This is a genomic window from Sphingomonas sp. Leaf38, assembly GCF_001421825.1.
Classification (GTDB): Bacteria; Pseudomonadota; Alphaproteobacteria; order Sphingomonadales; family Sphingomonadaceae; genus Sphingomonas.
In genome coordinates, this window is the sequence record NZ_LMLD01000008.1 from 100,351 (window position 1) to 120,295 (window position 19,945).

General features: G+C 66.0%; 20 protein-coding genes. 11 read left to right on the forward strand and 9 right to left on the reverse strand.

Annotated elements, in window-relative coordinates; translation table 11 throughout:
• Positions 1 to 44: 44 nt before the first annotated feature.
• Positions 45 to 809: a TlyA family RNA methyltransferase gene (locus ASE88_RS01525; RefSeq protein WP_056474551.1), complete on the reverse strand. Its 765-nt coding sequence runs from the start codon at positions 807 to 809 to the stop codon at positions 45 to 47.
• Between the two features lie 218 nt (positions 810 to 1,027).
• Between ASE88_RS01525 and ASE88_RS01530 the strand changes: the two genes are divergently transcribed.
• Positions 1,028 to 1,699, forward strand: a complete 672-nt coding sequence (locus tag ASE88_RS01530; RefSeq protein ID WP_055880230.1) for an RBBP9/YdeN family alpha/beta hydrolase — start codon at positions 1,028 to 1,030, stop codon at positions 1,697 to 1,699.
• A 52-nt stretch (positions 1,700 to 1,751) separates the two neighbouring features.
• On the opposite strand, the gene ASE88_RS18600 is transcribed toward ASE88_RS01530, so the two are convergent.
• A complete protein-coding gene (locus ASE88_RS18600) occupies positions 1,752 to 1,919 on the reverse strand; it encodes a hypothetical protein (protein ID WP_156348356.1) in 168 nt (55 codons plus the stop codon).
• Positions 1,916 to 3,838, reverse strand: a complete 1,923-nt coding sequence (gene dxs / locus ASE88_RS01535; protein ID WP_056474555.1) for a 1-deoxy-D-xylulose-5-phosphate synthase — start codon at positions 3,836 to 3,838, stop codon at positions 1,916 to 1,918. Before dxs ends, ASE88_RS18600 begins: the two co-directional genes overlap by 4 nt.
• Positions 3,839 to 3,930: 92 nt before the next feature.
• Here dxs and ASE88_RS01540 point away from each other — a divergent pair, with 92 nt between their 5' ends.
• Positions 3,931 to 4,461 (forward strand): GNAT family N-acetyltransferase, encoded by a 531-nt coding sequence (locus tag ASE88_RS01540; RefSeq protein ID WP_056474557.1) that lies wholly within the window; start codon positions 3,931 to 3,933, stop codon positions 4,459 to 4,461.
• Between the two features lie 45 nt (positions 4,462 to 4,506).
• Here the strand turns inward: ASE88_RS01540 and ASE88_RS01545 are convergent, their stop codons facing one another.
• A complete protein-coding gene (locus ASE88_RS01545) occupies positions 4,507 to 4,974 on the reverse strand; it encodes a Fur family transcriptional regulator (protein WP_055880218.1) in 468 nt (155 codons plus the stop codon).
• Positions 4,975 to 5,015: 41 nt separating this feature from the next.
• Positions 5,016 to 5,399: a MerC domain-containing protein gene (locus tag ASE88_RS01550; protein ID WP_055880215.1), complete on the reverse strand. Its 384-nt coding sequence runs from the start codon at positions 5,397 to 5,399 to the stop codon at positions 5,016 to 5,018.
• A gap of 307 nt (positions 5,400 to 5,706) precedes the next feature.
• Here ASE88_RS01550 and ASE88_RS01560 point away from each other — a divergent pair, with 307 nt between their 5' ends.
• The 3 genes from ASE88_RS01560 (at position 5,707) to rpsI (ending at position 7,918) form a co-directional block, all read left to right on the forward strand.
• Entirely contained in the window at positions 5,707 to 6,759 is a 1,053-nt protein-coding gene (locus tag ASE88_RS01560) for a COX15/CtaA family protein (RefSeq protein WP_056474958.1), read from the forward strand.
• Between the two features lie 122 nt (positions 6,760 to 6,881).
• Complete coding sequence (rplM, locus tag ASE88_RS01565; protein ID WP_060524218.1) at positions 6,882 to 7,361, forward strand: 50S ribosomal protein L13; 480 nt, start codon at positions 6,882 to 6,884, stop codon at positions 7,359 to 7,361.
• Positions 7,361 to 7,918: a 30S ribosomal protein S9 gene (gene rpsI / locus ASE88_RS01570; protein WP_082463439.1), complete on the forward strand. Its 558-nt coding sequence runs from the start codon at positions 7,361 to 7,363 to the stop codon at positions 7,916 to 7,918. Before rplM ends, rpsI begins: the two co-directional genes overlap by 1 nt.
• Positions 7,919 to 8,124: 206 nt before the next feature.
• Here the strand turns inward: rpsI and ASE88_RS01575 are convergent, their stop codons facing one another.
• Positions 8,125 to 9,063 (reverse strand): polysaccharide deacetylase family protein, encoded by a 939-nt coding sequence (locus ASE88_RS01575; RefSeq protein ID WP_156356852.1) that lies wholly within the window; start codon positions 9,061 to 9,063, stop codon positions 8,125 to 8,127.
• A 35-nt stretch (positions 9,064 to 9,098) separates the two neighbouring features.
• Positions 9,099 to 10,982 carry a sensor histidine kinase gene (locus ASE88_RS01580; RefSeq protein WP_200910121.1) on the reverse strand — a complete coding sequence of 628 codons (1,884 nt, stop codon included), beginning with the start codon at positions 10,980 to 10,982 and terminating at the stop codon, positions 9,099 to 9,101.
• A 197-nt stretch (positions 10,983 to 11,179) separates the two neighbouring features.
• Between ASE88_RS01580 and ASE88_RS01585 the strand changes: the two genes are divergently transcribed.
• The gene (locus ASE88_RS01585; RefSeq protein WP_055880606.1) at positions 11,180 to 11,647 is read left to right on the forward strand and encodes an Lrp/AsnC family transcriptional regulator; all 468 of its coding nucleotides are present in this window, start codon (positions 11,180 to 11,182) and stop codon (positions 11,645 to 11,647) included.
• A 220-nt stretch (positions 11,648 to 11,867) separates the two neighbouring features.
• On the opposite strand, the gene ASE88_RS01590 is transcribed toward ASE88_RS01585, so the two are convergent.
• Positions 11,868 to 13,160, reverse strand: a complete 1,293-nt coding sequence (locus tag ASE88_RS01590) for a hypothetical protein (RefSeq protein ID WP_055880200.1) — start codon at positions 13,158 to 13,160, stop codon at positions 11,868 to 11,870.
• A gap of 178 nt (positions 13,161 to 13,338) precedes the next feature.
• Here ASE88_RS01590 and yaaA point away from each other — a divergent pair, with 178 nt between their 5' ends.
• From yaaA to ASE88_RS01615, 5 genes are all read left to right on the forward strand, one after another.
• Positions 13,339 to 14,088: a peroxide stress protein YaaA gene (yaaA, locus tag ASE88_RS01595; protein WP_056474568.1), complete on the forward strand. Its 750-nt coding sequence runs from the start codon at positions 13,339 to 13,341 to the stop codon at positions 14,086 to 14,088.
• Positions 14,085 to 14,771 (forward strand): SDR family NAD(P)-dependent oxidoreductase, encoded by a 687-nt coding sequence (locus ASE88_RS01600; RefSeq protein ID WP_055880193.1) that lies wholly within the window; start codon positions 14,085 to 14,087, stop codon positions 14,769 to 14,771. Before yaaA ends, ASE88_RS01600 begins: the two co-directional genes overlap by 4 nt.
• Positions 14,772 to 15,019: 248 nt before the next feature.
• Positions 15,020 to 15,298: a hypothetical protein gene (locus ASE88_RS01605; protein ID WP_055880184.1), complete on the forward strand. Its 279-nt coding sequence runs from the start codon at positions 15,020 to 15,022 to the stop codon at positions 15,296 to 15,298.
• Between the two features lie 120 nt (positions 15,299 to 15,418).
• Entirely contained in the window at positions 15,419 to 18,199 is a 2,781-nt protein-coding gene (gene gyrA / locus ASE88_RS01610) for a DNA gyrase subunit A (RefSeq protein ID WP_056474570.1), read from the forward strand.
• The gene (locus ASE88_RS01615) at positions 18,196 to 18,546 is read left to right on the forward strand and encodes a DUF952 domain-containing protein (RefSeq protein WP_056474573.1); all 351 of its coding nucleotides are present in this window, start codon (positions 18,196 to 18,198) and stop codon (positions 18,544 to 18,546) included. Before gyrA ends, ASE88_RS01615 begins: the two co-directional genes overlap by 4 nt.
• A 126-nt stretch (positions 18,547 to 18,672) precedes the next feature.
• Here ASE88_RS01615 and ASE88_RS01620 read toward each other — a convergent pair whose 3' ends face one another.
• Entirely contained in the window at positions 18,673 to 19,620 is a 948-nt protein-coding gene (locus ASE88_RS01620; protein ID WP_235525835.1) for an alpha/beta fold hydrolase, read from the reverse strand.
• Between the last annotated feature and the right edge of the window lie 325 nt (positions 19,621 to 19,945).

Genomic DNA, 19,945 nt, shown 5'->3' on the forward strand with positions numbered 1-19,945 from the left:
CGATCGGTAAACCGTGCGTCGGCGAGAATCGTTCCGCTAGTGGTTCATTCCGGCACGGTGGGCGCGAACGACGGCGCCGTATGCCGCGCAGCGATCAGGAATTCGACATTGCCCTCGGGACCCGTGATCGGGCTCTCGACCACGCCCTCGACGTGCCAGCCCTGCGTGGTCAGCCATGCCCCGACCTCGTCGCAGACGCGCTGGTGGATGGCGGCATCACGGACGACGCCGCCCTTCCCTACTTCCTCGCGGCCTGCCTCGAACTGCGGCTTCACCAGCGCCATTAGCCTCGCGTCGGGCTTGGCAAAGCTCATCGGGCGTTCGAGAACCTTGGCCAGCCCGATGAAGCTCGCATCGCACACGATCAGGTCGATCGGTTCGGGGATGTGCGCGGGCGTCAGGATGCGCGCGCTGGTCTGCTCGTGGACGATCACCCGATCATCCTGGCGGAGCGACCAGGCGAGCTGGTTGGTGCCGCTGTCGACCGCGTAGACGCGCGACACGCCGCTCTTCAGCATGACGTCGGTGAACCCGCCCGTCGACGAGCCCACGTCGATCGCCACCGCCCCGCCCAGATTCCAGCCGAAATGCGCGAGGCCGTGCGCGAGCTTGATCCCGCCGCGCGATACCCAGGGGTGATCGCGACCGCGCACGTCGAGCAGCACGTCGTCGGGAAGCGTTTGGCCGGGCTTGTCGACCTTCTTCGTGCCCGCGAACACGAGTCCCGCCATGATCAACGCCTGCGCGCGCGTCCGCGACTCGACAAGGCCTCTGTCGACCAGCATCTGGTCTGCCCGGAGCTTTACCATGCCCGTATCTTCACCCTGCGCCTACCTTCACCATCCGCCCGCTATCGCCGTCCGATCCGATCGCCGCAAGCTGCCTTCCTTTCGCCGCAATGCTATTGCCTACCGATCCAGTGGGATTACGTTGAGGCTTGGGAAGCGTGATCAGCCGGCGTCCCCTAGAGCGTCCCCCCGGTCACGCTTTCCACCCCGAAACGGGGCCTTGGAGAAGGAGAAGCGCTGTGGGTAGTTTCGCACCGTATGATTCCGTCCAGCCGACCATCCTGACCGTGCCGGGTCTGGGCGGTTCAGGCCCCTCGCATTGGCAGACACTGTGGGAAGACGCGCGGCCCGACACGGTGCGCGTCGAACTCGGCATGTGGAACACCCCGCACCGCAACGCCTGGGTGACGCGGCTCGACGAGGCGATCCGCCGTGCCGACGCGCCCGTGATCCTCGCCGCGCACAGCCTCGGCTGCCTTGCAGTCGCATGGTGGGCCGAACTCAGCCCGCAGCCCTATGGCTGGCCGGTGGCGGGCGCTTTGCTGGTGGCGCCGGCGGATGTCGATCGTGGTGGCGCACAGGCCGAACTGAAGGGCTTTTCGCCGACGCCGCGGACCCCCCTGCCCTTCCCTTCGATCGTGGTGGCGAGCAGCGACGACCCGTGGGTCTCGCCCGAGCGCGCGCACAGCATGGCGGCGGACTGGGGCAGCCACTTCGTCGACGCCGGGCCGCAGGGGCATCTGAACGCTGCGAGCGGGATCGGCTGGTGGCGCGAGGGGCAGGATCTGCTCGAACGCGTCATCGCGGCGAGCGGCGATGGGCGGGGGCAGACCTTGCCGCCGAGCACGGCACGCTCGATCCTGGCGGTGAGTGCGACCGATGCCGCGCAGACGCACTATCTGGGTGGATGACAACCAGTCGTACGCTGTACCATCCCGACCTTTCGCCGGGGTGGTGCGCCAATCACGAAATCCGAAACCCGTCCTCGTCGAACAGCTCGGGGTCAGCCACCTGCTCGGCCTTGGCGGCGGCAAGGCCACCGCGCATCCGTCGCCACATCGCGATGTTCAGCGACACCATCACGATCACCGCGAGCGCGATGATCACGATGGCCTTGGTCGGGCCGGTCATGCGCGCGCTTCGGCGACTCCACCCGAATTGTGGCGGAGCGCCTTGAGCACGGTGTCGACCAGCGCGGTCGCGTCGAGGCCAGCTTCGGCATATTGGACTTCGGGCTTGTCCTGATCCTGGTACAGGTCGGGCAGACGCAATGTGCGCAGCTTGAGCCCGCCATCGATCAGCCCTTCGTCCGACGCCATCGTCAGGACGTGCGCGCCGAAGCCACCGACCGAATTCTCCTCGATCGTCACCGCGACTTCGTGCGTCGTCAGCAGCTTGCGGATCAGGTCGACGTCGAGCGGCTTGGCGAAGCGAAGATCGGCGACCGTCGTGCTGAGGCCCTTGGCTTCGAGGATCGCGGCGGCCTTGAGCGCCTCTTCGAGACGCGTGCCGAGCGACAGGATCGCGACGGTCTTGCCCTCGCGCACGACGCGACCCTTGCCGATCTCGAGCAGTTGCGGCGTCTCGGGCAGCGCGACGCCGGTGCCGTTGCCGCGGGGATAGCGCAGCGCGATCGGGCCGTCGTCATACTGCACGGCCGTGTGAGTCATATGGACGAGTTCGGCCTCGTCCGCCGCCGCCATCACGACGAAGTTCGGCAGGGTCGCGAGATAGGTGACGTCGAACGACCCGGCATGGGTCGCGCCGTCCGCCCCCACCAGGCCCGCGCGATCGATCGCGAAGCGGACCGGCAGGTTCTGGATCGCCACGTCATGCACGACCTGATCATAGGCGCGCTGCAGGAACGTCGAGTAGATCGCGCAGAACGGGCGGAGGCCCTGCGCAGCGAGGCCCGCGGCGAAGGTCACGCCGTGCTGTTCGGCGATACCGACATCGAAGAACCGGTCGGGATAGGCCTTGGCGAACGCGTCGAGCCCGGTGCCCGACGGCATCGCCGCGGTGATCGCGCAGATCCGCGCATCCTTGGCGGCCTCCGCGACGAGCTGCGCGCCGAAGACGTTCTGATATTGCGGTGGCCCTGGCGGTGCCTTGGTCTGCACGCCCGAGATCACGTCGAATTTCTGGACGCCGTGATATTTGTCCGCGGCAGCCTCGGCAGGGGCATAGCCCTTGCCCTTCTTGGTGACGACATGGACGAGGATCGGGCCTTCCTCAGCATCGCGGACATTCTCGAGCACCGGGATCAGATGGTCGAGGTTGTGACCGTCGATCGGGCCGACATAATAAAAGCCGAGTTCCTCGAACAGCGTGCCGCCCATCGTCATGCCGCGCGCGAATTCGTCGGTCTTGCGCATCCCGCTGGCGATCGGCCGGGGCAGCCGCTTGGCGATCTTCCGTGCCAGATCGCGGAACCCGAGGAACTCGCGGCTGGAGACGATCCGGCTCAGATACGCCGACAACCCGCCGACCGGCGGCGCGATCGACATGTCGTTGTCGTTGAGGATCACGACGAGGCGATTGCCCGCCTGCGCGGCGTTGTTCATCGCCTCATATGCCATGCCCGCCGACATTGCGCCGTCGCCGATCACCGCGATGCCCTTGCCAGGCGTGCCGGCGATCTTGTTGGCAACCGCGAATCCGAGCGCCGCCGAAATCGAGGTCGACGAGTGCGCCGCGCCGAACGGGTCGTATTCGCTCTCGCTGCGCTTGGTGAAGCCGCTGAGCCCGCCGCCCTGGCGCAGCGTCCGGATGCGGTCGCGACGTCCGGTCAGGATCTTGTGCGGATAGCATTGGTGGCCGACGTCCCACACGAGGCGATCACGCGGCGTATCGAAGACGTAGTGGATCGCAGTGGTCAACTCCACCACGCCGAGGCCCGAGCCAAGGTGGCCGCCGGTGGTACCGACAGCGGAAATCGTCTCGGTACGCAGTTCGTCGGCGAGTTGGCGGAGCTGGTCTGGGCGCAGCTTGCGGAGGTCGTCGGGAGTCGAAACGGTGTCGAGCAGCGGGGTCGCGGGAAGATCGGCCATCCCACCGGCTTAATGCAGCGCGCGTATCGTGTCGATTGTTACCGTGTCTTGACGTAGCATTCGCGCTGAAATCACTCGGGAAGTGCTCAATCATGGACTTTACCCACCGTTTTGCCGTCGTGGCGGATATCCCGGCGATCGCGGCGTTGATGGCGCGCGCGATCGGTGCGTTGCAGGACGGGTTTCTTACACCCGCGCAGGTCGAATCGAGCCGCGCGGTCATGGGACTCGATACACAGTTGATCGCGGACGGGACGTATCTGCTGGTCGAGGCGGACGGACGGCTCGCCGGGTGTGGCGGGTGGAGCCGGCGGGCTACGCTCTACGGCGGCGATCACAGCATGGCGTTGCGCGATGCGGCGCTGCTCGATCCGGCATGCGATGCGGCGCGAATCCGCGCGATGTACACCGATCCGGCGTTCGTTCGGCGGGGTGTCGGACGGCTGGTGCTGTCGGTTTGCGAGGCGGCCGCACGCGAAGCGGGGTTTGCGCGGGCCGAGATGATGGCCACGCTGGCGGGGGAGCCGCTGTACCGGGCCTGCGGGTACCTACCGATTGAGCGGATCGAGACGCCGGGGCCGGTGCCGGTACCAATGATCCGCATGGGGAAGGACTTGGTCTAAACCTCATCCTCCCCCGCTAGGGGGAGGATCGAGCAGCGGCAGAGGCTATTTCGCCTCGCACTCCGCACAGCGACCACGGACTTCGATCACGGGGCGGACGGGGGAGAAGCCCGCCGCTTCCGCCGCGTTACGGACGCCCTTGGTAATGGTGTCGTTATCGAGATGCGTGGTCTGGCCGCACGAGTCGCAGACCAGGAAGATGCAGTCGTGCAGGCAATCGGGGTGGGCGTTGGCGACATAGGCGTTGGCGCTCTCGACCCGCCGCGCGAGGTTGGCGCCGACGAACAGGTCGAGGATGCGATACACGCTGTTCGCGGCGACGCGGCGGCCCTCCGCTTTCGAAACGGCTTCGGCGATATCGTACGCCGATGCCGGCTTTTCGAAGCTGGCCAGCGCAGCGAACACGCTGGCGCGCATCGTCGTCCACTGTTCGCCCGCCTTTTCGAGCGTCGACTGTGCCGCGATGGTGAGATCGGCGCCTTGCGGTTCGGTGTGGGTGTGAGCGTGCGCCATGCCGATGAAGTAGGATGCCGGAGGGGTTCCAGCAACCCGACTTAACTGTCCGCGCGGCGGTTGAGATCATGGCCGAACGCGAGCAGGCCGACTCCGACGATCGTCCACAGCGTCTCGCCCCCGCCACTATCGTGTGGCAGCGTCATCGCACCGGCCATGATGCCAAGCCCGAGCGCGCCCATCGCGGCGGGCATCATATAGCCATGGTTGAGCACGCCGCGGCCGAGCGCCAACGCGCCGAGTCCGATCGCGACCGTCAACCCAACCTCATGAAAGATCGGATCGAGCAGGAACCCGCCCGCGGTCGACATCAGTGCAACGAGCACCGAGGTGGCCAGGCAATGCACCATGCACAGCCCGGACAGGCCGATCGCATAGCGATCGAGACCGGCAAAGCGGTGGGTATGCGTGGCCGAGGGCGTCATTGTTCACTTGATATAGACGGCACGTTGACAGGATACAACATTACATTGCCGAATCTTTGGTCGAACTTTAGCGGTTTTGGTCGACCGTTACCCGCCTTGCCGCCGTCATCCTGACGAACGTCAGGATCCAGGGCCTCAAGCGGCAGCGTGCGTTACCCTGGGTCCTGACATTCGTCAGGATGACGGAGACGTAATCAAACGCCATGTCCCCACCTGCGGCATTTCCGGCAACATTCTCCGGCAACATGAAGCAATGGCACTCCACGAAGCGATGGCGCAGCGCCGCGCAAACCACTATCTCAACGCCATGCTTCAGCCCAGCGCCGCCTTCCTCACCAAAGCCCGTCCTCGGTCGGTAGCCCTGTGGCTGTTCACCGTCGCCGGCCTGATCGTCGCGATGGTGGTGATCGGCGGGATCACGCGGCTGACCGAGTCGGGGCTGTCGATCACGCAGTGGAAGCCGATCAGCGGCATCATCCCGCCGCTCAACGACGCGCAGTGGCAGGCCGAATTCGCCGCCTATAAGCGCATCCCCGAATATGCCGCGTTCAACGCCGACATGACCGTGTCCGGGTTCAAGGCGATCTTCTTCTGGGAATATCTCCATCGGTTGTGGGGTCGGGTGATCGGCCTCGTCTTCGCCGTGCCGCTGATCTGGTTCGCGGTGCGCAAGCGGATACCGGTCGGCTATGGCTGGCGGCTGTCGGCGTTGCTGGCGCTCGGCGCGTTCCAGGGCGCGATCGGCTGGTGGATGGTCGCCTCCGGGCTGTCGGTACGGACCGATGTCAGCCATATCCGACTCGCCGTGCACCTGCTCACCGCGCTGACGATCCTTGCGGGGAGCGTATGGACCGCGCTCGACCTGATGGCGCTGTCTCGCAACCCGCTCGCCGCGCCTGCCCGCATGGCGACGGTCGCGATCGTCGCCCTCGCGCTGCTGTTCGTACAGCTCGTCTATGGCGCATTCACCGCCGGTCTCGATGCGGGCTATGCGTTCGCGAGCTGGCCGCTGATGGGCGACGGGCTGTTCCCCGCCGACGTGCCGATGGTGAACCCCGCCTGGAGCAACGCGGTCGACAACCCGATCGTCGTCCAGTTCATCCACCGCTGGTTCGCGTTCGCGGCCGCCGCGGGCCTCGTCTGGCTTGCGATCAAGGCGACCAAGGCCGGCAGCAGCGCGGGGTTCTTCGTCGTCGGCTTGGTCACGCTGCAGATCATGCTCGGCATCGCAACTCTTATGACCGGCGTGCAGATCGACGTCGCGGTCGCGCATCAGGGCAACGCCGCGTTGCTGCTCATCGCCGCGATGTTCGCTGCGCACGCGGTCGGCAGCGCCCCCCGGCTGCAACGACGGGTATGATGATACCCGTCAGCAAACCGGCGGAAAGCTTGACTTAGACGCCCCCCTTCAGCATTAGCCCTCCATTCGCGGCGTCCGGATTCGGCCGCTGCGTGGATTTCAATCTGGAAGGTCTAACGCCCATGAAGGCGCTCATGAAGACCACCAAGTCGGCGAAGCCGGCTGAGGTGGAGAAGCAGTGGCATATCGTAGACGCGGAAGGTCTCGTCGTCGGTCGTGCCGCATCGATCATTGCCAACGTCCTGCGCGGCAAGCACAAGGTGTCGTTCACCCCGCATGTCGATTGCGGTGACAACGTCGTCGTGATCAACGCCGACAAGATCCGCTTCACCGGCAACAAGGCCGCGAAGAAGATCTATTACAAGCACACCGGTTACGCCGGCGGCATCAAGGGCATCACGGCTGCCAAGGTCCTCGACGGCCGCTTCCCGGAGCGCGTTCTCGAAAAGGCCGTTGAGCGCATGATTCCGCGCGGCCCGCTCGGCCGTGAGCAGATGCGCAACCTGCGTATCTTCAAGGGCACCGAGCATCCGCACGAGGCACAGAACCCCGCCGTGCTCGACATCGGCAGCATGAACCGCAAGAACAAGGTGGGCGCATAATGTCCGACAACCGCCAGTCGCTCGCCGATCTCGCGAGCCTGACCAACCAGCCCGCGCCGGCTGCCCCCGCCGCACAGACGCTGCCGACCAGCGAAGGCGACATCGCAGCGCCGGTCTCGAACGAGCCGGTCCGCGAGCCCATGCCGCTGCGCGAGCAGATCCTCGACAAGCAGGGCCGTGCCTATGCGACCGGCCGTCGTAAGGACGCCGTCGCGCGCGTCTGGGTCAAGCCCGGCACCGGCAAGATCACGATCAACGGTCGTGATCAGGAGGTGTATTTCGCACGTCCGACGCTGCGTCTCGTCATCAACCAGGTGTTCGGTATCACCGAGCGCGAAGGTCAGTACGACGTCGTCTGCACCGTCAAGGGTGGTGGCCTTTCGGGCCAGGCCGGCGCGGTCAAGCATGGCATCAGCCAGGCACTGACCCGCTTCGAGCCGGTGCTGCGCAGCACGGTCAAGGCCGCAGGCTTCCTGACCCGCGACAGCCGCGTCGTCGAGCGTAAGAAGTACGGCAAGGCAAAGGCCCGTCGTAGCTTCCAGTTCTCGAAGCGCTAAAGCCGCTTTCAGTATCTGCATATCAGAAGGGCGGTCCGGCAACGGGCCGCCCTTTCTGGTTTTGAGGACCTAGCACGGCGTGCTCGGCCCCCGTCAGTCCCGACTTATCGCGGAACCCGCCGCTCTCCGCGCTCGCAACGCTGTCGACCTGGTGGAACGGTGGATGCCGGATCACGTCTGGCCGAACGGGTGAACGTCAGCCTGCCTTACCCCAGCGCCACGATGATCTCGTCGAGCGAGGCGTTGCCGATGCCGCGACGGTCGAACTCGTCGAGCATGGTCGTCCACCACGCGTGGAACAGCTTCAGGTCGGCGGCATCGCGGACATAGGGCGTGTGCCCAGGTGCCAGAGAGGGCGAGTGAAACGACAGATTGAACAACCGCAATCCCTCACCCGCCGCGACTGCGACGGCTTCGAGGGCATCGGCGATCGGCATGTCCTCAGGGGTGAGCGCGATCCGCGATAGAAGCCCCGCGCGGGCAAATACACCCCTGCCCTTCGGCACATGCCCGAGCGCGCGGTACAGCCTGCCACCGCCCCGTCGCGCATGCCCGGTAAAGACCGTGGTCAGCGGCAGTTCGACGATGTCTCCGGCGCGGTACGCTCCGGCGTCGGCCGTCGAGAAATCAGGCCCGCCATCGACCCGGTAATCATAGCCGGGTCGGACCGAGCTATCGATCCGGTAGCCATGCGCGGCCAGTAGCGCGAAACTGCGCGGGCCAATACCATAGCGGCCGGCGCGATAGACGCGGGGCGACGATCCGAACGCCGTCGCGATCGCCCCGGTCAAAGACTTGAGCTTGGCCGCCTCCAACGCGAGCGGAAGATTGCCCGCATATGTGGTCGCAGGGTCCTCTTCGAACGGCGGATTGACCCAGGCATGCAACTGCGTGCCGATCTCGGAACGTCCGTCCTCGACGACGCGCGACAGGATGGCGACGGCGACCGGGTCGGTAGCGATCGGATGGTCGACCATGCAGGCCAACGCAACCCTGCGTTCTGCAAACCGCTGGTGGGCTTCGGGAAATGCCGTCATCGCAGTGGTCGAGCGGTTGCGGGGGTCGAGCGGGGCGCGCCAGTCGAATTCCTCTTCGACGTCCACGAAGACGGTAAAACGGGTGCCGAAATCCTCGGGCCAGGTCACGCGCTGAGCATCGGTGGGCCGCGGCGGGCGATAGCTCACCGCCGGTCGTCGGCGGCGCGCTCCGCTTCCGCTACGTTTGCCGCGGGAAGTTGCAGCATCAGGCGGTCGAGCCCGATCGTCAGCGCACCACCTAGTTCGACCGCGAGGTTCTGCGCAAGACGCAGCGCAAAACCAGTCCCCAGCAACGGCGCGCCGTCTTCGCTCTCCTGTTCGGCATCGATGCTGAGCAGGATATTGGTCGCATGCGCCGCGAGTGAGGCGGGGCGATCGAACGCGATCGTCACGGTGTCGGCGACCGGGCGGACGACGATGCCGAGTTGCTCGCCCTGCCGCCCGGCCGATACCAAGGCAGCAAGCAGACGCCCGACCAGCCGCTCAACCGCACGATCGTCACCCAGGATACCGCAGTCTCCGCCGGGCATCGCGACCGACAGGCTCGTCCCCCGCAACGTCGCGAGCGGTTGCAGCTCCTTCGTCACGCGGTCGAGCAACGCACCGACCGGCACTGTCGTCGGTCGTAGATCGAGTGCGTGACCCTCGATCCGCGCGGCGGTGTCCAGATCGTCGATCGCGGACAGAAGGTCGCCCGCCTGCGTCCGGATCATCGTGGCGCGGTCGCGGTAGGTCGGCGAGACGGGGCCGAGCAGCTGCGTCTCGATCAGTTCGGCGAACCCAGCGATCGCATTGGTCGGCGTCCGCAGTTCGTGGACGAGCTGGCGTAGCGAATCGGATACCGGCGAGGGGGCCTGGACGGGTGCGGCGGTCTCGTCGCGGCGTGGTCGGCGCGCTGTGCCACGAAAGCCGATGAACCGGCCCGAGGCGTGGTCGAACGCAGGCACTGCCGACAGTCGCCAGGCACCGAACGCGTCGGACAACCCACCGACTTCAAGCCGCGCATCGCTGAACCGCGAACGGCGCCGGAACGCGCCGGCTGCGACGCCATCGAGCTGCGCCTCACCCTGCTGTGCGACATAAGCCAGCGAGACGCCGACCAGCGCCGAGCGCGATACGCCGTCGATCATGCGGATGATGCCTTGCGCATCGGTTTCGAACCGGAAGGTCTCGGTTTCGGCGGGTGCCGCTACGGGCTTGGCGTTATCGACGGTGCGGTCGCGGTTAAATGCCTCGATCCGCGCCACGAGGTCGGAAATCTCGAATCGATCTGCTGGCGACGCGGTTGCCGGCTCGACAACCACAGGCTCGGCTTCGGCAATCTTGGCGTGGCGCAGCGCCTCCGCGACGATCGGAAGACCGCGCGCGACGGCACCGAGCGCGAGAAACGGCGTCTCGCCGAGCGGCGCTGTGAGGGGGTGCGGGTCGGGGCTCGCGCCGGGAACCGTCTCAGATACCGGCTCTGAACGGCGTTGGGGCTCGGGAACGGACTCCGCTACGAACGGAGCCGACTGATCGACAACTACCGCCGTATCCAGGATAATTGGGTCTACGACGGTGATCGGCACCGCCTCGACCGGCTGGTCGGCGGGCAGGTCGGGTTGCGGCAAAACGAAGTCGACCGGGCCGAAGCTCTGCAAGCCGCGCTGAACCTCCGCGGGTAGATCGCGCCGGTGCCGCAGTACCGAACGACTTTCGGGTGTCAGGCGCGGCAGGATCGCCAGCCAATCGTCGGATTCAAGCGTCGCGGTCCGCAGGACCGGCGCAGCGATCGCCAGCGTGTCCTCCGCAAAGAACCCGACCAGCTTCGCATCAGGGCGGGCAAAGGCGAGCGCGCGCGCGCTGGCGGCGCGGACCTCGAGCGGCACCGCCTGGCGTAACAGACGCAGCCGTGCGATCGCCGGTTCGTCGACCGCCGCGCGCCCGCGTCCCATCAGGTCGACGAGCTGCCGCCACGCGGACTGCGCGCCGAAACCGGTGGCCATATCGGCAGCGAGGATCGTCTTCAGGCTATCGTCGAACCGCACATCGTTCCCCGGTTTGGCTGGGCCTACCACGCTCTCCGTACCGATTCCTTAACGCCGCCGGCCCGATGACGGAACTGCGCATTTCGATGCTCGTGGACGTTCGTCGCATAGTGGGACAATTGCGTTTCGCCGCAACAATCTTATCGCTATGAGGAATGAATCGCTTGGTTTGCGATGCCTATCGGGAGTTGCACGAAATGAGTTTTGACCGGATCGATCGGCAGATCCTGTCGCTGTTGCAGGCCGACGGTCGGATGACCAATGTCGACTTGGCCGACCAGGTGGGCCTGACGGCACCGCCCTGCCTGCGCCGCGTCCGCGCGCTGGAGGAAGCAGGGGCGATCCGCGGCTATCACGCAGACCTCGATGCGAGCCGGTTGGGCTTCCCGATCACGGTGTTCGCGATGGTGTCGCTGCGCAGCCAGGCCGAGCACGACCTCGCCGCGTTCGAGCATCATATCGCCGACATTCCGGAAATCCGCGAATGCCACATGCTCAACGGCGAAATCGACTTCATCCTGAAGATCGTCGCGGCGGATCTGAAGAGTTTCCAGGAGATCCTGACGACGCACCTGACGCCGGCGCCGAACGTGGCAAGCGTCAAGACATCGCTGACGATCCGGACCGCCAAGGCGCTGTCGGGGATCCCGGTCGTGGTGGACTGACGCGTCGTCGGTGGGCGCCTGCTCACTAACGTTACGACCCTGGCCGATCCCTCCGAGGAAGGGCTGTCGAAGCTAACGTGGAACCGGACACTGCTGTTCCGCGCCCTCCCCCTTCCGTCGCCTTCGGCGCCATTTTCTAGCCGGGAAGGATTTAATCCCCCAAACGAAAACGGGGCGGCATCGCTGCCGCCCCGTTTTCCTTTGAAAAGACTCCGGTCGCTCAGGCGGCCGGTGCGCCGAGCCACGTGGTCCACAGACCCGCGACGTCCGCCTTGGGCGATGCCTTTACCGCCGAGAACGCGGTCGCGGCCCCAGCCTTGTCGCCCGAGCGTGCAAGCGCGATACCCAGATGCAGGTTCACGTCGTCGGCATCGACGCCACCCTTGGTCAGCGCCAGGCGATAGAGCTCGACCGACTTGGCGTAGTTGTTCTGACCGAGATACGCATCCGCGGTCCCTGCGGCCAGCTTGCCGTTCGGTGCCGTCGCAGCGCGCTTTTCCAGACCCGACAGCGGACCATCGGCGGCGATGTTCTTGGTCGCATCCGCCAGCAGGCTCTTGGCCATCGTGTTCGACGCCGGGATCTTGCCCGATGCCAGACCTTCCTTGATCACGGCCTGCGCTTCGCTCGGCAGGCCACGACGGTTCACGCTGTCTGCATATTGCAGATAGTCGGTCTGATCGGCGAGCGAGTTGGTCGCGCGCATCAGGCGGAAAATATCGACCTTTTGCGGCTCGTCGAGCGTGATCAGCGCGTCCTTCTGGATGCCCGACAGGATCAGCACGTCGCGCCAGTTCTTGGCGGACGGATAGGCGGTGATCCACTTCTTCAGCCATGCCATCGTCTCGGGCTTGCGCTTGGCGGCATACGACTTGGCGACTGCGTAGCGATAATATTCCTCGGGTGCCTTCTGGCCCGACGCGGTCATCTGCGTGATCGCGGCATCAAGATCGGCGGTGGCCCCGGCGACATCGCCGCTATCCATCTTTGCTTTGATAATCTGCAACGGCAGGTTCGGATCGGTGTAGCCGAGTTCCTTGGCCTTGGCGAAATACTGCAGCGCGACCGGGTATTGCTTGCCGTTGAAGGCGAGCGCGCCGCGACGATAGGCGTAGCGGCCGCGATCGGCAGCCGGCGTCGCCGGGTTGGCGATCAGCGCGTCAAGCGGTGTCGCCAGCGTGGTTTCGTTGATGGGTGCATTCGGGTTCGCGGTCTGTGCCGCAATGAGCTTCTCGGATTCGAGCTGATAACGCAGCGCGGCGCCGATATATTTCTCGTAATCCGACTTAGCGGCGGCATCGACCTGGTCGATCGCGGTCTGCGCGGTCGGATAATCCTTGGCTGCCAGCGCAGTCTGCGCAGCCAGCCCTGGCTTCTGCACTTCGGGGCTCAGCTTCACGGTCGCCGCGGCATCGGCCTTCTTGTCCTTGGCGAAGGCGGGCGTGGTGAGCGCCATGCTGCTCACGCCGGTGGCGAACGCCGCAACCAGTGCAAGCTTGGAAATGGTCTTCATGCGGAAACTCTCCCTCTGCGTCAGCCCGCTCACCTCGGTGGCGCGCCGCGACGCTATATGGTCCGTGGTGCATACGTTCAAGCAAGCGGTCCGGATCCCCCGTCTGCAAATTAGCCCCCTGCAAATTAGCGCGTGAACGTCGATTGAACGCACTCGCCGCGGTCGCTAGATCGCGGCGATGATCGCTGTCCTATCGCCCGCCAAGACGCTCGATTACGAGAGCGCCCTGCCCAATCTCGAGCCGACGATACCGCGCTTTGCCGCCGAGGCGACGACGCTGGCGCATGCCGCGGCGCATCTGACGCAGAAGAAGCTGGCCGAGCTGATGCACATCTCGCCCGCACTGGCGAAGCTGAACGCGGACAGATTCCGCGATTTCGACACGCTGCCCGAGCGGCCGGCGATGTTCGCGTTCGCGGGCGACGTCTATACTGGCCTCGAGGCCAAGACGCTCGACGAGGTGGCGGTGGCGTATGCGCAGGATCATGTCCGGTTGCTGTCGGGGCTGTACGGCCTGTTGCGGCCGCTCGACCTGATGCGCCCCTATCGGCTGGAGATGGGCACGCGCTGGGCGCCGCGGAAGACGAAGCTGACCGACTGGTGGGGCGACCGGATCGCCAAGCTGCTCGCCGCCGATGTCGAGGCGGAGGGGGCGGGGACGATCCTGAACCTCGCCAGCCAGGAATATTGGGCGGCGGCGCAGGGGAAGCTGCCCGCGTCGATCCGCGTCGTGGCGATCGATTTCCGCGAGGGCGAGGCGCAGAAGTTCGTCAGCTTCCACGCCAAAAAGGCGCGCGGCATGGTCGCGCGCTGGCTGGTCGAGCACCGGATCGACGACATCGAGGGGATCAAGGGGTTCGACAGCGACGGCTATGCCTATGACGCGGCGGGCAGCAGCGACACGCAGTTCCGGTTCCTACGCAAATGAGCAGCGCGGTCGTCATCGGCGCCTCGGGCGGCATTGGGAAGGCACTGGAGGAGGCGCTGATCGAGGAGGGCGCGTTCGATCGGGTCTATGGATTTGCACGGTCGGAGAGCGGCGACCGGCATCTCGATCTGGAGGACGAGGCGAGCATTGCCGCAGCGGCCGCACGTGTCGGGTCGCCGACGCTGGTAGTGGTCGCAACGGGATTGCTCCACGACGGCGACAAAGGCCCCGAAAAGGCGATGCGCGAGCTCGACCCCGTGTGGATGGCGCGCAACTTCGCGATCAACGCGATCGGGCCGGCGCTGGTGGCGAAGCACTTCCTGCCGACCATGCCAAAGGCGGGGCGGATCGTGTTCGCCGTGCTGTCGGCGCGGGTCGGGAGCATCGGCGATAACAGGCTCGGCGGCTGGTACGGCTATCGTGCGTCAAAGGCGGCGTTGAACCAGCTCGTGAAGACGATCTCGATCGAGGACAAGCGCCGCAATTCCAGCGGCATCGTCGTGGGGCTGCATCCGGGGACGGTGGACACCGGGCTGTCGGCGCCGTTCCAAGGCAATGTGACGCCGGGCAATCTCTTCAAGCCGGACCGCGCAGCAGTCCAGCTACTCGACGTGATTGACGGCCTGCGCGCCCCCGACAGTGGCAAGCTGTTCGCCTGGGACGGTGTCGAGGTCACGCCGTAGCCACCTACAATCCTCCCCCGCCAGGGGGGGGTGGCTGGCACTTGCCAGACGGAGGGGGAGGAAAGGGAAACCGCCGCTCCGTGTCCGCCCCCTCCGTCGCCTTCGGCGCCACCTCCCCCTGGCGGGGGAGGATCGCCTCTTCTCTCGGCGCATGACGCGGATTTCACCTGTCCGCCACCCTGCGTTCAGGTGCCCGCGCCCACTCTCGGCGCATCGTCCACCAAGGTCGAAACAGAGAGGATACCCGCATGAAGAAGTCCCTCCCCCTCGCGATCCTCGCCGGCGGCGCGCTGCTGTCCGGCACCGCCGCGATCGCCGCGACCCAAGCTAAGACCGTCCAGCCCAAGACCGTCGCGACGCATACCACGACGACCAAGACCACCACGCCGATGGGCAACGCCCGCGTCGCCAGGCGCACCACAACGGTCGCCAAGGGCCGGATGGTCACCGCCAAGCTCGCGAACGGCAAGACCGTCACGTACAATTGCGCGCTCGCCGGCAACAAGACCAAGGCCGCCTGCAAATAACCCCGAATTCACGATGAAACCCTTCTCCCTCGCGTGCGTACGCGTGCGCGGGGGTAGTAAGCAGCCGACCCCTCGGCTAAGGTGTGTCACAACACCGAAACAAGCCGAAAGCCTTCAGATTTGACCGACGAGACCATGCTCGCCGAACCCACCGGCGGCGAGCCAGCCGGCATTGCCACCATCTCGATCGTCGACGAGATGAAGTCGAGCTATCTCGACTATGCGATGAGCGTCATCGTCGCGCGCGCGCTGCCCGATGTCCGCGACGGGTTGAAGCCCGTCCATCGCCGCATCCTGTACGGCGCGCACGAGAGCGGCTTCGTCGCCGGCAAGCCCTATCGCAAGTCGGCGCGTATCGTCGGTGACGTGATGGGTAAATATCACCCGCACGGCGACAGCTCGATCTACGACGCCTTGGCCCGCATGACTCAGGACTGGTCGATGCGCGTGCCGCTGATCGATGGTCAGGGCAATTTCGGCTCGATGGACCCCGATCCGCCCGCAGCGATGCGCTACACCGAGGCGCGCCTCGGCAAGGTCGCCAACGCGCTGCTCGGCGATCTCGACAAGGACACGGTCGACTTCACGCCCAACTATGACGGCTCGGAGCGCGAGCCTTCGGTGCTGCCGGCGCGCTTCCCCAATTTGCTCGTCAATGGCGCTGGCGGCATCGCGGTCGGCATGGCGACCAACATCCCGCCGCACAATCTCGGCGAAGTCATCGCCGCGTGCCTCGCGTACATGGACAACGGCGCGATCACGACCGAGGAACTGTTCGAGATCGTCCCCGGTCCCGATTTCCCGACCGGTGCGATCATCCTCGGCCGTGCAGGCGCCAAGTCCGCCTACGAGACCGGCCGCGGCTCGATCATCGTCCGCTCGCGCCACGTCGTCGAGGAGGGCAAGGGCGACCGTCGCTCGATCGTCCTCACCGAGATCCCGTTCCAGACCGGCAAGAACGGCCTGGTCGAGAAGATCGCCGAGGCCGCCAAGGACAAGCGCATCGAGGGCGTCAGCGACATTCGCGACGAATCGAGCCGCATGGGCGTCCGCATCGTCATCGACCTGAAGCGCGACGCGACCCCCGACGTGGTGCTCAACCAGCTCTGGCGGCACACGCCTGCGCAGTCGAGCTTCCCCGCCAACATGCTCGCGATCCGCGGCGGCCGTCCCGAGCTGCTGAACCTGCGCGACATCATCGACGCGTTCATCACGTTCCGCGAGCAGGTCATCACCCGCCGCTCGAAGTTCGAGCTCGCCAAGGCACGTGAGCGCGCGCATCTGTTGCTCGGCCTCGTCATCGCGGTCACCAACCTCGACGAAGTCGTCCGCATCATCCGCGGGTCGTCGAGCCCCGCCGAAGCGCGCGGCAAGCTGCTCGCACGCGAATGGCCGGTCGCGGAGATCGCGCCCTACATCGCACTCGTCGAGGCGGTCGAGGACAAGCAGCAGGAGGGCATCTACAAGCTGTCCGAGCCGCAGGTCCGCGCGATCCTCGATCTGCGTCTGCACCGCCTCACCGCGCTCGGCCGCGACGAGATCGGCGACGAGCTGAAGGTGCTGGCGGCCTCGATCGCCGAGCTGCTCCACATCCTCGGTGATCGCGCCAAGCTGTATGAAGTGATGCGCGGCGAGCTGATCGCGATCCGCGACGAATTCGCCACGCCGCGCCGCTCCGAGATCGCCGCGGCCGCGAACGGCATCGACGACGAGGATCTGATCGAGCGCGAGGACATGGTCGTCACCGTGACCATGCAGGGCTATATCAAGCGCACCAGCCTCGACACGTTCCGCGCACAGGCACGCGGCGGCAAGGGTCGCGCGGGCATGTCGACGAAGGATGAGGATGTCGTCACCGAGCTGTTCGTCACGTCGACGCACACGCCGGTGCTGTTCTTCTCGAACCTCGGCAAGGTCTATCGCTACAAGGTCTGGCGCCTGCCCGAGGGTGGCCCCGCCACGCGCGGCCGGCCGATGATCAACCTGCTGCCGCTGGCGCCGGGCGAGACGATCTCGACCGTGCTGCCGCTGCCGGAGGATCTCAGCGAGTGGAGCCGCCTCCACGTGATGTTCGCGACGCAGCGCGGGCTTGTCCGCCGCAACGCGATGGATGCGTTCACCAACGTGCCGTCGAACGGCAAGATCGCGATGCGCTTCGAAGAGGGTTCGGAGGACAAGCTGATCGGCGTCGCTCTGCTCACCGAGCATGACGACGTGCTGCTCGCTACCAAGCTCGGCAAGGCGATCCGTTTCGCCGGCGACGACGTCCGCGAATTCCAGAGCCGTACGTCGACGGGCGTCCGCGGCGTCACGCTGAAGGGCGACGACGAGGTCATCTCGCTGTCGGTCCTGCACCGCGTCGAGGCGACCCCGGCCGACCGCGAGACCTACCTCAAATTCGCCCCCTGGAAGGGCGAGCGCGAGGGCGAGCATGATCTGGGTGCCGAGCGGTACAATGATCTGAAGGAGCGCGAGCAGTTCATCCTGACCATCTGCGAGAATGGCTATGGCAAGCTGTCCAGCGCCTACGACTATCGCCAGACCGGCCGCGGTGGCCAGGGCATCACCAACATCGACAACATCGCGCGTAACGGACCCGTCGTGGCAAGCTTCGCCGCGGCGAAGGGCCATCAGCTGATGCTGGTCACCAACCAGGCGAAGCTGATCCGCACGACGCTCGCGTCACTCCGCGTCATCAGCCGCAATTCGGCCGGCGTGAAGCTGTTCAACGTGGCGAAGGGCGAGCATGTCGTCTCGGCCGCGCGCATCGAAGAAACCGAGGAAGACGCCGAGATCAACCTGGCCGACGCAACGCCAGAGCTCGCGCCCGACACCGGCGCCACGATCGGCGAGGACACGGCAGCGGGCGATCCGACCGACGGCCAGGGGGACGGCGAATGAGCCGCGACCCGATCGCCTACAAGGTACTGACCGGCGAGCAGTTGGCGACGCTGGAGAGCGGCAGCTTCGCCGGTGCGCCGGTGGATTTGGCTGATGGCTATATCCATTTGTCGACGGCAGCGCAGCTGACCGGGACGGTCGACAAGCATTTCGCCGGCCAGAGCGACCTCCACGTCGCCGCGATCGATCTCGAGGCCATCGGCGACGATGTGAGATGGGAAGAGTCGCGCGGCGGACAAATGTTTCCGCACCTCTATAACGGCCCACTCCTGCTGGAGACGGTGCTGTCCTACGGCCCGCTCGAACGCGACGACGCGAACCGGGTAAAGCTGCCCGTCGCGGGCTGACCCCCAGCCTTGGCGTTTCTGCGACCGCCCCTGTTCTACCGCCTGTGCGGAAGAACAGGGAGCCGGGCAGTATTCACGATTCGGTGCCTTGAAGGGCGGAGCGAGGCGCATTCTTCGCCGCGGCCGTCACCCCGCGGCGAAGGCCGCGCGGATGAAGCGGGCGCAGGCTTCGGGTGCGGTCACCAGGATCATGTGGCCGCCCTCGATCGTATCGATCTTCGCCCCTGGGATGGCCGCCGCGGTCCGGTGACCGTTAAAGGCGGGATCGAGGATTGCATCCTGGCGTCCGAACAGGATCCGCGTCGGCACGCCGATTTCGCCATAGCGTTCGGTCATCGGCGTCAGGTCGTCGTTCACGCCGCCAAGATCCGCCGCCGCCGCCGCGATCGCGATCGGTCGCTGCGACAATGCGCCACCGCCACGAACTGCGAAATCCTCCGGCACCGCCTCGGGGGCGAAAATGCCTTCGAGCGTCTTGGCCGAAGTCAGGCGGCTGAGCGGCGTGCCGAGGACTTGCGCGAACCCGTGCCGTGCGCGCGCGGGCACACGAGCGAGCCCACGGAAGCTTTCGGGGACAGTTTCCTGCGGGCGGGTAAGCGGCGCGATCAGCGCGAGCGCGCGGACCAGGTGCGGGTATTCAAGCCCCACCGCGAGCGCGATCGCGCCGCCCAGCGAGTGCCCCACCAGCAAGGGGCGATCGAGCCCAAGCTTCTGGATGAAGTCGGCGATGATCGCACCCTGCGCGACGATTCCGGGCATGGCGCCCGTTGCGGTCGAATAGCCCGATCCTGGCCGATCGACGACGATCACGCGGTACTCGTCCTTTAGCAAATCGACCAGTGCATAGCCGAAGTTGCGCAACTGCCCGCCAAGCCCGTGCACCATGACGATCGTCGGGCCGCTGCCGACGTCGATATAATGTAGTCGAGCGCCGGCGACGTCGAGGAAACGGCCCTCCGCGGGCACCAGCGCCTCCGCGCGGCGCGCGATCCGGCTCGAATACAACGATAGCGCGAGCCCCGACACCGCTGTGAACAGCGCGCCACCGATCAACCCTTTGCTCGTCCGCCTCATTACCATCTCCTTCAGCTTATCTGTGCGCCGAACGCGCGACCATGTCCAAAGTCGCAGCGCGTCTATCGCGGAACCCGCCCCCACGTCGAACGTCCGATCAGCGAAGGAGATGCGCCGGTGGATCCATACGCCCAAACGCGACTCGGGACGTTCGCAAGTCAGCAGGCGGATTGAGGATCCCCCCGTATCGACAGTCACATCGACGCAAGAGCGCAGCGGCTCGATCGCATCGTCGCATGACCCAACAGCCGATGAGGAAGAATGGTGCACCCAGAGCGATTCGAACGCCCGACCCTCAGATTCGTAGTCTGATGCTCTATCCAGC